Origin of the sequence: Pseudomonas sp. BW16M2, assembly GCF_014268865.1 — a bacterium.
In the GTDB taxonomy this organism is placed as follows: Bacteria; Pseudomonadota; Gammaproteobacteria; order Pseudomonadales; family Pseudomonadaceae; genus Aquipseudomonas; species Aquipseudomonas peradeniyensis.
Genome location: NZ_JABWRI010000006.1, coordinates 41,984 through 55,507 on the forward strand (window position 1 = coordinate 41,984; position 13,524 = coordinate 55,507).

Annotated in this window: 11 protein-coding genes; 8 read left to right on the plus strand and 3 right to left on the minus strand. The window is 66.5% G+C overall.

The genetic code is table 11. From position 1 onward, the window contains the following. Positions 1 to 105: 105 nt before the first annotated feature. The 6 genes from HU735_RS07835 to HU735_RS07860 are packed head-to-tail and all read left to right on the plus strand — an operon-like array spanning position 106 to position 5,908. Entirely contained in the window at positions 106 to 852 is a 747-nt protein-coding gene (locus tag HU735_RS07835) for an amino acid ABC transporter permease (protein ID WP_023629014.1), read from the plus strand. Next, positions 853 to 1,524: an ABC transporter permease subunit gene (locus tag HU735_RS07840; protein WP_011532506.1), complete on the plus strand. Its 672-nt coding sequence runs from the start codon at positions 853 to 855 to the stop codon at positions 1,522 to 1,524. Beyond that, the gene (locus tag HU735_RS07845) at positions 1,521 to 2,255 is read left to right on the plus strand and encodes an amino acid ABC transporter ATP-binding protein (protein WP_038706667.1); all 735 of its coding nucleotides are present in this window, start codon (positions 1,521 to 1,523) and stop codon (positions 2,253 to 2,255) included. Before HU735_RS07840 ends, HU735_RS07845 begins: the two co-directional genes overlap by 4 nt. A 60-nt stretch (positions 2,256 to 2,315) precedes the next feature. After that, positions 2,316 to 4,220: an ATP-binding protein gene (locus HU735_RS07850; RefSeq protein ID WP_186713047.1), complete on the plus strand. Its 1,905-nt coding sequence runs from the start codon at positions 2,316 to 2,318 to the stop codon at positions 4,218 to 4,220. Further along, entirely contained in the window at positions 4,217 to 5,545 is a 1,329-nt protein-coding gene (locus HU735_RS07855; protein ID WP_050704012.1) for a sigma-54 dependent transcriptional regulator, read from the plus strand. The genes HU735_RS07850 and HU735_RS07855 overlap by 4 nt, the downstream gene beginning before the upstream one ends. 27 nt (positions 5,546 to 5,572) lie before the next feature. Beyond that, positions 5,573 to 5,908: a GlpM family protein gene (locus HU735_RS07860; protein WP_186713048.1), complete on the plus strand. Its 336-nt coding sequence runs from the start codon at positions 5,573 to 5,575 to the stop codon at positions 5,906 to 5,908. Positions 5,909 to 5,955: 47 nt separating this feature from the next. Here HU735_RS07860 and HU735_RS07865 read toward each other — a convergent pair whose 3' ends face one another. Continuing rightward, a complete protein-coding gene (locus HU735_RS07865; RefSeq protein WP_186713049.1) occupies positions 5,956 to 6,951 on the minus strand; it encodes an alpha/beta hydrolase in 996 nt (331 codons plus the stop codon). 197 nt (positions 6,952 to 7,148) lie between these two features. Between HU735_RS07865 and metR the strand changes: the two genes are divergently transcribed. After that, a complete protein-coding gene (gene metR / locus HU735_RS07870; protein ID WP_050704009.1) occupies positions 7,149 to 8,066 on the plus strand; it encodes a transcriptional regulator MetR in 918 nt (305 codons plus the stop codon). Here the strand turns inward: metR and HU735_RS07875 are convergent. Further along, the gene (locus HU735_RS07875; RefSeq protein ID WP_186713050.1) at positions 8,050 to 8,463 is read right to left on the minus strand and encodes an NUDIX domain-containing protein; all 414 of its coding nucleotides are present in this window, start codon (positions 8,461 to 8,463) and stop codon (positions 8,050 to 8,052) included. The genes metR and HU735_RS07875 overlap by 17 nt on opposite strands. Positions 8,464 to 8,638: 175 nt before the next feature. Here HU735_RS07875 and HU735_RS07880 point away from each other — a divergent pair, with 175 nt between their 5' ends. Then, complete coding sequence (locus HU735_RS07880; RefSeq protein ID WP_186713051.1) at positions 8,639 to 12,925, plus strand: DEAD/DEAH box helicase; 4,287 nt, start codon at positions 8,639 to 8,641, stop codon at positions 12,923 to 12,925. 184 nt (positions 12,926 to 13,109) lie between these two features. Here the strand turns inward: HU735_RS07880 and HU735_RS07885 are convergent, their stop codons facing one another. Then, a complete protein-coding gene (locus tag HU735_RS07885; protein ID WP_028690102.1) occupies positions 13,110 to 13,367 on the minus strand; it encodes a type B 50S ribosomal protein L31 in 258 nt (85 codons plus the stop codon). Between the last annotated feature and the right edge of the window lie 157 nt (positions 13,368 to 13,524).

Sequence of the window (13,524 nt, forward strand, 5' to 3'; positions counted from 1 at the left end):
TCCAACAGGCCACTTAGTTAGTGTCTAACCTTTACATCCGAGGGCGTCGAACGCCCCCGGATGTATCGAGGTGCCCGTGAAACAACCGTCTGAGGGGAAATCCCGATGAATTACAACTGGGACTGGGGCGTGTTCTTCAAGTCCACCGGCGTGGGCAGCGAAACCTATCTGGACTGGTACGTCACCGGCCTGGGCTGGACCATCGCCATCGCCATCTCCGCCTGGATCATCGCCTTGCTGCTGGGCTCGCTGCTCGGCGTGATGCGTACCGTACCCAATCGTCTGGTGTCAGGGATTGCCACCGCCTACGTCGAGCTGTTCCGCAACGTGCCGCTGCTGGTGCAGCTGTTCATCTGGTACTTCCTGGTACCGGACCTGCTGCCCGAAGGCCTGCAGGAATGGTTCAAGCAAGACCTCAACCCGACCACCTCGGCGCTGATCAGCGTGGTCATCTGCCTCGGCCTGTTCACCGCCGCCCGTGTCTGCGAGCAGGTGCGTACCGGCATCCAGGCGCTGCCCCGCGGCCAGGAGTCGGCCGGGCGCGCGATGGGCTTCAGCCTGCCGCAGATCTACATGAACGTGCTGCTGCCGCAGGCCTACCGGATCATCATTCCGCCGCTCACCTCGGAATTTTTGAACGTGTTCAAGAACTCCTCGGTGGCCTCGCTGATCGGCCTGATGGAGCTGCTGGCGCAGACCAAGCAGACCGCCGAGTTCTCCGCGAACCTGTTCGAAGCATTCACCCTGGCCACCCTGATCTACTTCACCCTGAACATGGGCCTGATGCTGCTCATGCGCATGGTCGAGAAGAAAGTCGCGGTACCGGGCCTGATTTCCGTGGGAGGCAAGTAAATGGACATGGATTTCAGTGAAATCATCCCGGCCCTGCCCGCCCTCTGGGACGGCATGGTCCTGACCCTGCAACTGATGGTCATGGGCGTGGTCGGCGGCATTGCCCTGGGTACCATCCTCGCCCTGATGCGCCTGTCGTCGAACAAGCTGCTGGCCAATATCGCCGGCACCTACGTCAACTACTTCCGCTCCATCCCGCTACTGCTGGTGATCACCTGGTTCTACCTGGCGGTGCCGTTCGTGCTGCGCTGGATCACCGGCGAAGACACCCCGGTGGGTGCGTTCACCTCCTGCGTCGTGGCCTTCATGATGTTCGAGGCGGCCTACTTCTGCGAAATCGTCCGCGCCGGCGTGCAGTCGATCTCCAAGGGCCAGATGGGCGCCGCGCAGGCGCTGGGCATGAGCTACGGGCAATGCATGCGCCTGATCATCCTGCCCCAGGCGTTTCGCAAGATGACCCCGCTGCTGCTGCAACAGAGCATCATCCTGTTCCAGGACACCTCGCTGGTCTACACCGTCGGCCTGATCGACTTCCTCAACTCGGCCCGCTCCAACGGCGACATCATCGGACGCTCCCATGAGTTCCTGATCTTCGCCGGTGTCGTCTACTTCCTCATCAGCTTCTCCGCTTCCTGGCTGGTCAAGCGCCTGCAAAAAAGGATCACCGTATGATTTCCATCAAGAACGTCAACAAGTGGTACGGGGACTTCCAGGTACTGACCGACTGCAGCACCGAGGTCAAGAAGGGTGAAGTGGTGGTGGTCTGCGGTCCGTCCGGCTCGGGCAAGTCGACCCTGATCAAGTGCGTCAACGCGCTGGAGCCGTTCCAGAAAGGCGACATCGTGGTCGACGGCACCTCCATCGCCGACCCGAAGACCAACCTGCCCAAGCTGCGTTCGCGGGTCGGCATGGTGTTCCAGCACTTCGAGCTGTTCCCGCACCTGTCGATCACCGAGAACCTGACCATCGCCCAGCGCAAGGTGCTCGGCCGCAGCGAGGCGGAAGCCACCAAGAAGGGCCTGGCCCTGCTTGACCGCGTGGGCCTCGGCGCCCACGCCAAGAAGCACCCCGGCCAGCTGTCCGGTGGCCAGCAGCAGCGCGTGGCGATCGCCCGCGCCCTGTCGATGGACCCGATCGTCATGCTGTTCGACGAACCGACATCGGCGCTGGACCCGGAAATGGTCAACGAAGTACTGGACGTGATGGTCGAGCTGGCCCACGAAGGCATGACCATGATGTGCGTGACCCACGAGATGGGCTTCGCGCGCAAGGTCGCCAACCGGGTGATCTTCATGGACAAGGGTAACATCATCGAGGACTGCCAGAAGGAAGACTTCTTCGGCAACCCCGAAGGCCGCCACGAACGCACCCAACACTTCCTCAGCAAGATCCTGCAACACTAAGCAGGCACCGCTGCCCGGCCCTGCCGGGCAGCGGATGCTGGTGGTGACAAGGCCACTGTGATGAAATGCGACCCCTCGCTCCTTCGCCCTGCCCAGCCCGCCGTGAAATCCCGTCTGATCCGCCAACTGCTCGTCCCGCCCCTGGTCATCCTGCTGATGGTCGGGCTGGGCTTCGCCGCCTTCCTGATCAGCGAGAACAACGGCATCCGCACCCTCAGCGAGAATGGCGAACGCCAGCTCGAGCTGCACGCCCGCACCGTCGAAAGCGAAATCAGCAAGTACACCTACCTGCCCAGCCTGCTGGAGCTGGAAGACAGCGTCTCGCGCCTGCTCACCGACCCCGAGGCCGGTGATCGCCAGGCCGTCAACGAATACCTCGAAGGCCTGAACCGGCGCAGCCGCAGCCGGGCGATCTTCGTCCTCGACACCAATGGCCGGGTCCAGGCCACCAGCAACTGGCGCGACGCCGACTCCTTCCTCGGCGAGGACCTGGCGTTTCGCGCCTACTTCCAGGTCGCCGTGCGCGGCGAGCCGGGACGCTTCTACGGCATCGGCAGCACCACGGGCGAGGCCGGCTACTACCTGGCCCACGGGCTGGAGGAACACGGCAAGATCATCGGCGTGGCGGTGATCAAGGTGCGCCTGGACACCCTCGAGGAGCGCTGGCAGCGTGCCCGCCTGGAAGCCTTCGTCAGCGACGAGAACGGCATCATCATCCTCTCCAGCGACCCGGCCCGGCGCCTGAAATCGGTACGCCCGTTGACGCCGCAGATCAAGGAACGCCTGGCGCGCAGCCTGCAGTACTACTGGTGGCCGCTCAACGAACTGCAACCGCTGGCCCGCGAAACCCTGGCCGACGGCGTGGAGAAGCTCACCTTCCCGGCCAACAGCGAGACCGACCAGGGCAAGCAACGTGAGGTGTCCTACCTGGCCCAGACCCGCCGCCTGGTCGACACCCCCTGGCATTTCACCCTGCTCACCCCGTTGCAGGACCTGCGCCGCGAATCGATGATGCAGGGCATCCTGGTGGGCGTGGCCTTCGCCCTGCTGGCGATCCTGGCCATCGCCTGGAACGAGCGGCGCAAGGTGATCGCCACCCGCCTGGCCGCCCGCGAGGCACTGGAAGAAGCCAACAGCCAGCTGGAGCGCAAGATCACCGAGCGCACCGCCGACCTGCGCGCCAGCAACGAACGGCTCAAGGGCCAGATCCGCGAGCGCCGCCACGCCGAGCAGACCCTGCGCCACGCCCAGGACGAGCTGGTCCAGGCCGGCAAGCTGGCAGCCATCGGGCAGATGTCCACCAGCATCGCCCACGAACTGAACCAGCCGCTGGCGGCCCTGCGCACCCTGTCCGGCAACACCGTGCGCTTCCTCGAGCGCGGCGCGCTGGAAACCGCCAGCGCCAACCTGCGCACCATGAACGACCTGATCGACCGCATGGGCCGCATCACCGCCAGCCTGCGCTCGTTTGCCCGACGTGGCGACGACAGTGGCCAGGCCTCGTTGGAGAAGGCCGTGGAGGCCACCTTGCAGGTGCTGGCCAACCGCATCAGCGCCTGTCATCTGCAACTGCACCGACAGTTCGACGACCAGCTGCTGGCCATCGACCAGACCCGCCTGGAACAGATCCTGGTCAACCTGATCGGCAACGCCCTCGACGCCATGGCCACCCAACCCCTGCCGCAACTGTGGCTGGAAGGCGAAGTCCAGGGCGACAAGTACCGTCTGCGGGTGCTCGACAACGGCCACGGCATCGATGCCGAGGCACGCAAGCACCTGTTCGAACCCTTCTTCACCACCAAACCGGGCGAGCATGGCCTGGGCCTGGGCCTGACCCTGTCGGCGAGCCTGGCCACCGCCGCCAAGGGTACACTGAGCGTCGAACATCCCGCCGGTGGCGGCACCGCGTTCGTGCTTGCCCTGCCCCTGGTCACGCCCCCTAGCGAAATGGCTGAGCCTCTATGAAACAAGCACCTCTCACCGTCCTGATCGTCGAAGACGACCCGCACGTGCTGCTCGGCTGCCAGCAGGCGCTGGCCCTGGAAGATATCGCCTGCGAAGGCGTCGGCAGCGCCGAACAGGCCCTGGAACGCATCGGCGACGACTTCGCCGGTATCGTCGTCAGCGATATCCGCCTGCCGGGCATCGATGGCCTGGAGTTGCTCAACCGCCTCAAGGCCCGCGACCGCAGCCTGCCGGTGGTGCTGATCACCGGCCACGGCGACATCGACATGGCGGTCGGCGCCATGCGCAACGGCGCCTATGACTTCATGGAGAAGCCCTTCTCGCCCGAGCGCCTGGTCGAGGTGGTGCGCCGCGCCCTGGAACAGCGCGGCCTGTCTCGCGAGGTATTCGCCCTGCGCCGCCAACTGGCCGAGCAGAGCAGCCTGGAAGGGCGCATCATTGGCCGTTCGCCGGCCATGGAGCAGTTACGCGAACTGATCGCCAACGTCGCCGACACCTCGGCCAACGTGCTGATCGAAGGCGAGACCGGTACCGGCAAGGAGCTGGTCGCCCGTTGCCTGCACGACTTCAGCCGGCGCCAGGGCCAGCCGTTCGTGGCGCTGAATTGCGGCGGCCTGCCGGAGAACCTGTTCGAAAGCGAGATCTTCGGCCACGAGGCCAATGCCTTCACCGGTGCCGGCAAACGTCGCATCGGCAAGATCGAGCACGCCAATGGCGGCACGCTGTTCCTCGACGAGGTCGAGAGCATGCCGATCAACCTGCAGATCAAGCTGCTGCGCGTGCTGCAGGAGCGCACCCTGGAACGTCTGGGCTCGAACCAGAGCATCCCGGTGGACTGCCGGGTGATCGCCGCGACCAAGTCCGACCTCGCCACCCTGGGCCAGAGCGGCCAGTTCCGCAGCGACCTGTACTACCGGCTCAACGTGGTCACCCTGGAGCTGCCGCCGCTGCGCGAGCGCCGCGAAGACATCCTGCAACTGTTCGAGCACTTCCTGCAGCAATCGGCGCTGCGCTTCGACCGCGAGGCGCCGGAGCTGGACAGCCAGACCCTGTCGCGGCTGATGGCCCACGACTGGCCGGGCAACGTGCGCGAGCTGCGCAACGTCGCCGAGCGCCATGCCCTGGGTCTGCCCGCGTTCAAGAAGGGCCCCAGTGGTGGCGCCAGCCAGGGCCTGGGCTTTGCCGAGGCGGTCGAAGCGTTCGAACGCAACCTGCTCAGCGACGCTTTGCAGCGCACCGGCGGCAACCTGAGCCAGGCCAGCCAGGAGCTGGGCATGGCCAAGACCACGCTGTTCGACAAAGTGAAAAAGTACGGCCTCGGCTGATCGGCAACCTGACCCTGGAAGTTCAACGTGGACCTGGTATTCAAAGCGGCCCTGGGCGCCGGCGTGGTGGTGCTCCTGGCGATCCTGTCGAAGACCCGCAACTATTACATTACCGGCCTGGTGCCGCTGTTTCCCACCTTTGCCCTGATCGCCCACTACATCGTCGGCAAGGGGCGATCGCTGGAAGACCTGAAGACCACCATCCTGTTCGGGATGTGGTCGATCATTCCGTACTTCGTGTACTTGGCGACCTTGTATGTGCTGGTCGACCGCCTGCGTCTGGAGGCGTCGCTAGCCCTGGCCACGGTGGCCTGGCTGGCGGCGGCGACGGTGCTGGTGAGCCTCTGGGTAAGAATGCACTGAGCGTACCGCGGGGCTATCGTGGGAGCGGGCTTGCCCCGCGATGGGTTCTAGAGCCGGGCGATATGCGTGACATCCTGCCGATGCGCCTGTAGGTAGGGTAGGACCGCCCCCAGCAACGGCGCCTTGAACGGCTCCTGGAAACGATGCGCCAGCCCCGGAATCAGCCGCAACTGACTGCCCCGGATATGCGCCGCCAGATGCACCCCGTGCATCACCGGCAGCAACGGATCGGCGGTGCCGTGCACCACCAGCGTCGGGACCCGCAGCTGGTTGAGCAACTCGACCCGACTGGGTTCGGCAAGGATCGCCATGATCTGGCGCTTGACCCCTTCCGGATTGAACGCCCGGTCATAAGCCACGGCGGCTTGTGCCAGCAACACGGCACGGTCGTCCCGCACCTCCGGGCTGCCCAGCGCCGCCAACAGGTCAGCCTGCTGCTCGATGGCCACCTCGCGGCTCGGCGCGCTGCGCCGCGCCAGCAACTGCACCAGCGCCGGATCCGGCGCCGGCAGGCCGGCGGCCCCTGAACTGGACATCACCAGGGTCAGGCTGCTCACCCGCTCCGGGGCCATGGCCGCCAGGTGCTGGGCGATCATGCCGCCCATGCTCACCCCCAGCACATGGAACTGGCGGATCCCCAGGGCATCCATCAGGCCCAGGCCGTCACCGGCCATGTCGGTGAGGGTATAGGGCGCCGACACCGGCAGGCCCAGCTTGTAGCGCAGCAGTTCGACGGTCAGGTTGGCCGAGGCCGGCAGCTGGTTCCAGCGCGACAGGCCGACATCGCGGTTGTCGTAGCGAATCACCCGAAAACCTTGGCGGCACAGCGCCTCGACCACGTCGTCCGGCCAGTGGATGAGCTGCCCGCCCAGGCCCATGACCAGCAACAGCGCCGGATCGCGAGGCGCGCCGACGCTCTGGTAAACCAGGCTCAGTTCACCGAGCTCGGCCCGTTGCACCGGCACATGGACGTCGCAGCGACCCTCGGCGAAGCTCGCCGGCACGCTGACCAGCAGCAAGAAGAAAAGTAGTAAAGCCCGCATGAAAGAAACACCAGAATGCAGATCCCCAGTAGAGCGCGAGTCTGATGAAATCCGTTCGGGCGCGCTGCCACAAAACCGTGACAGTTTCGTGAACCTTGCCGAGCGGTCGTGTGCATCCTGTTATCGACAGCACAGGGAAACATGAGGGAAACTCAACGAAACCTCGTTTTAGCTCAAAGAATGCTCACGGAGCCGTCGTGCTGGAAATCCGCCACCTGAAAACCCTTCATGCCCTACGCGAAGCCGACAGCCTGGTGGAGGCCGCCGAGCGCCTGCACCTGACCCAGTCGGCGCTGTCGCACCAGTTCAAGGAGCTGGAGGAACGCCTGGGCCTGCCGCTGTTCGTGCGCAAGACCAAGCCCATCCGCTTCACCAGTGCCGGCCTGCGCCTGTTGCAACTGGCCGACGCCACCCTGCCGCTGCTGCGCGGCGCCGAGCGCGACATCGCCCGCCTGGCCGGCGGCACCGCCGGACGCCTGCACATGGCCATCGAGTGCCACAGCTGCTTCCAGTGGCTGATGCCGACCATCGACCAGTTCCGCGACGCTTGGCCGGAGGTGGAGCTGGACCTGGCCTCGGGCTTCGCCTTCGCCCCGCTGCCGGCCCTGGCCCGTGGCGACCTGGACCTGGTGGTGACCTCCGACCCGGTGGATCTGGCCGGCATCACCTACGTGCCGCTGTTTACCTACGAGGCCATGCTCGCCGTGGCCAACCAGCACCCGCTGGCCAGCAAGCCATACATCGTGCCCCAGGACCTGCTCGACCAGACCCTGATCACCTACCCGGTGGAACGCGACCGCCTGGACATCTTCACCCGCTTCCTGGAGCCGGCCGACATCGAGCCGGCGGCGGTACGCACCTCGGAGCTGACGGTGATGATGATGCAACTGGTGGCCAGCGGCCGCGGCGTGTGCGGCATGCCGCACTGGGCGCTGCACGAGTACAGCTCGCGGGGCTACGTGAAAGGCAAGCGCCTGGGCGAGAAAGGGCTGTTCGCCACGCTCTATGCCGCGGTGCGCACCGACATGCTCGATGCGCCGTACATGCGCGACTTCCTGCTGACCGCCAAGGACACCTCGTTCGCCACCCTGGACGGGGTCAGCGCGGTGCGTTGAGGCCTTCGCGCCACAGCGGCAGGATCAGGTCGCGAGTCAGGGGAGCCAGATCCAGGTCCGTCGCCTGGTCGGCGGACAGCCAGGTCACCTCTTCGATTTCCGCCGCCGGGTTTACCGTCGCGGTGCATTGGACGCGAAACAACTCGGCCTGCACCTCGAAGCCCGGTTCGTTGGCGGCCGGGGCGCTGAAACGGCCCAGGTGAATGGCCTGGGCCGGATCGATGCGCAGGCCCAGCTCCTCGTGCAGCTCGCGTACCAGCGCCTGGGCCGGCGACTCGCCCGCATCGATCTTGCCGCCGGGCTGCATGAACGCCTGGGTACCGCGCTTGCGTACCAGCAGGGTGCGGCCTTGCGCGTCGATGAGCAGGGCGGCGGCGATGCGGATGGTGTTGGACATGGTGGACTCACGGGCGGATGAAGGGGCGCAGGATACCTGACCAGAGCCTATCGCGGGGCAAGCCCGCTCTCACGACAGCAATGCCGAATACGCGTGGGAGCGGGCTTGCCCCGCGATAGGTTTCCCGGACGAACGGCCCCTTGCCAATCCGCCCTCGCCCCTTCATAACCAACCCATGAACCTCCCAGCCCACCAGCACCCGGTGCTCGGCCTGTTCCACCCCGCCGTCGCCACCTGGTTCCGCCAGCGTTTCGCCACGGTCACCGATGCCCAGGCCGGCGCCTGGCCGTTGATCCACGCTGGCCAGTCGATGCTGCTGGCCGCGCCGACCGGCTCGGGCAAGACCCTCAGCGCCTTTCTCGCCGTGCTCGACGAGCTGTTCCGCCAGGGCCTGGCGCACGACGGCGAACTGCCGGCGCAGACCCAGATCGTCTACGTTTCGCCCCTCAAGGCGTTGTCCAACGACATCCGCCTGAACCTCGACGTGCCGCTCGAAGGTATCGGCCACCAGATCGAACAGCTTGGCCTGAAGGCCCCGCGCATCACCACCGCCGTGCGCACCGGCGATACCCCGCAGAAGGAACGCGCCGCCATGCGCAAGCTGGCGCCGCATATCCTGGTGACCACGCCGGAATCGCTCTACGTGCTGATGGGCTCGGCCTCGGGCCGTGCGGGACTGGCCAGCGTGCACACGGTGATCGTCGACGAGATCCACGCGCTGGCCGGCAACAAGCGCGGCTGCCACCTGGCGCTGACCCTGGAGCGTCTGCAGGCCTTGGCAGGCCGGCCGCTGCGGCGCATCGGCCTGTCCGCCACCCAGCGCCCGGTGGCGCGGGTGGCGCGGTTCCTGGTCGGGCAGGATCGCCCGTGCGCCATCGTCGATATCGGCCATGTCCGCCATCGCGACCTCGCCCTGGAAGTGCCGCCCGTGCCGCTGGGCGCGGTGATGGCCACGGATGTCTGGGAGCTGGTCTACGACCGCCTCGCCAGCCTTGCCCGCGAGCACCGCACTACCCTGGTGTTCGTCAACACCCGGCGCCTGGCCGAGCGCCTGACCCGCCACCTCGGCGAGCGCCTGGGCAACCACGCCGTGGCCGCGCACCACGGCAGCCTGGCCAAGGAGCATCGCCTGGCCGCCGAGCAGCGTCTCAAGGGCGGCGAACTGCAGGTGCTGGTGGCCACCGCCTCGCTGGAGCTGGGCATCGATATCGGTGAGGTCGACCTGGTCTGCCAGATCGCCTCGCCGGGCTCGATCGCGGCCTTGCTGCAACGGGTCGGGCGCTCCGGCCACCAGGTCGACGGCGTGCCCAAGGGGCGCCTGTTCCCTACCTCGCGGGACGATCTGATCGAATGTGTCGCCCTGCTCGACTGCGTGCGCCAGGGCGCGCTGGACGAACTGCATATCCCGGCGGCACCACTGGATGTGCTGGCCCAGCAGATCGTCGCCGAGGTCAGCAACCAGCCCTGGGACGAACGGGCGCTGTTCGACCTGCTGCGCCGCGCCAGTCCCTATGGCCAGCTCGACGAAAGCCACTACCAGGCCTTGCTACGCATGCTCGCCGAAGGCTTCAACGGCCGCCAGGGTATTCGCAGCGCCTACCTGCACCGTGATGCGGTGAACCACACCCTGCGCGGGCGCCGCGGTAGCCAGCTGACCGCCCTGACCAGCGGCGGCACCATCCCCGAGACCGCCGACTACGCGGTGCTGCTCGAACCCCAGGCGCTGAACATCGGCAGCGTCAACGAAGACTTCGCGGTGGAGAGCATCGCCGGCGATATCTTCCAGTTGGGCAACGCCTCCTACCGCATCCTGCGGGTCGAGCCTGGCCGGGTGCGGGTCGAGGACGCCCACGGCCTGCCGCCGACCATTCCGTTCTGGCTGGGCGAGGCGCCGGGGCGCAGTGACGAGCTGTCCGCCGCAGTGGCCCGCCTGCAGCAGCGGATCGACCAGCAATTGCAGACCGGCGATGGCCAGCAGGTGCGCGCCTGGCTGCAAGCGACCTACGCCCTGGATGAAGGCTGCGGCGAGCAACTGCTCGACTACCTGGGCCGCACCTGGCAGGTACTGGGCGCCCTGCCCTCGCAGCAGACGCTGGTGATGGAACGTTTCTTCGACGAGTCCGGCGGCACCCAGCTGATCATTCACTCCCCCTACGGTAGCCGGATCAACCGGGCCTGGGGCCTGGCCCTGCGCAAGCGCTTCTGCCGTGCGTTCAATTTCGAACTGCAGGCGGCGGCCAGCGAGGATGCCATCGTGCTGTCGTTGTCCACCAGCCATAGCTTCGCGCTGGACGAAGTATGGCGCTACCTGCACAGCCGCAGCGCAGAGCCAATTCTGGTCCAGGCCCTGCTCGATGCGCCGCTGTTCGGCGTGCGCTGGCGCTGGAACGCGGCGGTAGCGTTGGCCTTGCCGCGCTATGTGGGCGGACGCAAGGTGGCGCCGCAGATCCAGCGGATGAAGAGCGAGGACCTGGTGGCCGCGGTGTTCCCCGACCAGATCGCCTGCCTGGAGAACATCGTCGGCGAACGGCAGATCCCTGACCACCCGCTGGTGCGACAGACCCTCGACGACTGCCTGCACGAGGCCATGGACAGCGAAGGCTGGCTGGCGTTGCTGCGGCGCATGGAAAACGGCGAGGTATGCCTGCTCAGTCGCGATCTGCCGGCCCCTTCGCCGCTGGCTTCGGCCATCCTCAACGCCCGGCCCTACACCTTCCTCGACGACGCGCCGCTTGAAGAGCGGCGTACCCAGGCCGTGCTCAACCGACGCTGGAACGACGTGCACAGCGCCAACGACCTGGGTGCGCTGGACGGCGACGCCATCGCCGCGGTGCAGGCCGAGGCCTGGCCACAGGCGGACAACACCGACGAAATGCACGAGGCGCTGATGAGCCTGGGCGCCATTACCCAACCTGAAGTCGAGGGCAATCCCGGCTGGCCGCAACTGCTGCTGCAACTGGCCAAGGCCGGTCGCGCCTGTCATCTGGATGCCGGGGAGCGACGCCTGTGGTTCGCCCGCGAGCGCCTGCAGGCGATGCTGATCCTGTATCCCGACGTATGCCCGCACCCGGACGTTGCGGTGTTGCCGGGCTTCGCCGATCCGCCCGACCTCGATTCGGCCCTGGTCGAGTTGCTGCGCGCACGGCTCAGTGGCTTCGGTCCATTGACCTTGGCCGAGATCATCGACCCGCTTGCACAGGCGGCGGGTAATGCTGAACAGGCCCTGGCCCGCCTGGAAGGCGAAGGCTACGTGATGCGCGGCCACTTCAGCCCAGGCCAGACTGGTCTGCAGTGGTGCGAGCGACACCTGCTGGCACGCATCCACCGCTACACGGTCAAGCGCCTGCGCCAGGAAATCGAGCCGGTCAGCCTGCAGGACTTCCTGCGCTTTCTGTTCGACTGGCAGCACCTGGGCGGCGAAACCCGCCTGCGCGGGCCGCAGGCGCTGAGCGAAGTGCTCGCCCAGCTGCAAGGCTTCCCCGCTGCCGCCTGCGCCTGGGAAAGCGACCTGCTGCCGGCACGGATCAAGGACTACAGCCCGCACTGGCTGGACGATGCCTGTCGCAGCGGCCAGTGGGCCTGGAGCCGGCTGGCCTCCACACAATCAGCCAGTACCCTGACCAGCACGCCATTGGTGCTGCTGCCACGCGAACACCTGGGGCTGTGGCGCAGCCTGGCGCCCACACCCGACCTCGAACAACTGGGTGCACGCGCACGACGGGTGTTGCAGACGCTGCAGGAACAAGGCGCCTTGTTCTTCGATGAGCTGGTCCACGAAGCTCATCTGCTACCCAGCGAACTGGAGACAGCCCTGCAGGAGCTGGTCGGTTCGGGCCTGGCCAGCGCCGATGGTTTCAGCGGCCTGCGCAGTCTGATCACCCCGGCGGCCAAGCGCACTTCGCGCAACAGCCGCCGTGGCCATCCAGCGCTGTCGAGCAGCATGGTCCACGCCGGACGCTGGGCGCTGTTGCGCCGTTCGAGCATTGCAGTGGACGCCAACCTGCGCCTGGAACATGTGGCCCGCAGCCTGCTGCGCCGCTATGGCGTCGTCTGCTGGCGCCTGCTGGAGCGCGAGAGCGATGTGCTGCCGCCATGGCGTGAGCTGTTGCGCTGCTACCACCGCCTCGAGGCCCGTGGCGAAATCCGGGGCGGGCGCTTTATCGCCGGGCTGGCGGGTGAGCAGTTCGCCTTACCCGAAGCCGTGGGGCTGTTGCGCCAGGTGCGTAGACGCACGCCACAGGGCGAGCTGGTGGTGGTCAGCGGCTGCGATCCGTTGAACCTGGTGGGTACCTTGTTGCCGGGGGCCAAGGTACCGGCGGTGGCGGGTAACCGCGTGCTGTACCGGGAAGGTGTCGCGGTGGCCACTCGGGCGGCGGGCAAGTACCAGTTTCTTGTCGACTCGACCGCCACCGAACAGACGCAATGGCGCCAGCATCTGTTGCGCGACACACCTGCGCTGTAGAAGGGGTCTACACAGGGTACACCTGGAGGCATCACCATCGTGGGAGCGGGCTTGCCCCGCGATGGGGGGTGTGGCACCGGCTTCGCCGGTGATCGCGGGGCAAGCCCGCTCCCACGATGGTGATGCTTAACGCTGCTCCCTGCGCGACAGCGCAGCCCAAAAGGCCAGGTGATCGCCTACACGATCAACGCTTGGCCTGGAAACCGGCGAAGCGCTTGTTGAACCCGGCCACCCGCCCTTCGACCGTGGTCTTGCGCTGCTGCCCGGTGTACACCGGATGCGAGGCACTGGAAACATCCAGCGCCACATAGGGGTAAGTCTGGCCGTCGCTGTGCACCTGGGTGCGATCTGTCTCGACGGTCGAGCCGATCAGGAAGAACACATCGGCGGCAGTGTCGTGGAACAGCACGGGGCGATAGGCGGGGTGGATACCAGCTTTCATGGGGGCAATCTCCTTCGAGTAGTGGTTACTTTATAACATATCTCATTGCGAATGATTTTCGATACCCCAATTTTCATTTTTCTCGTCCGCCCCACGCTGGCATAGCGGCGCCCAACCGGGCTATGGTCGGGCTTTGCCCCAGGCCCCTGAGCCTGAC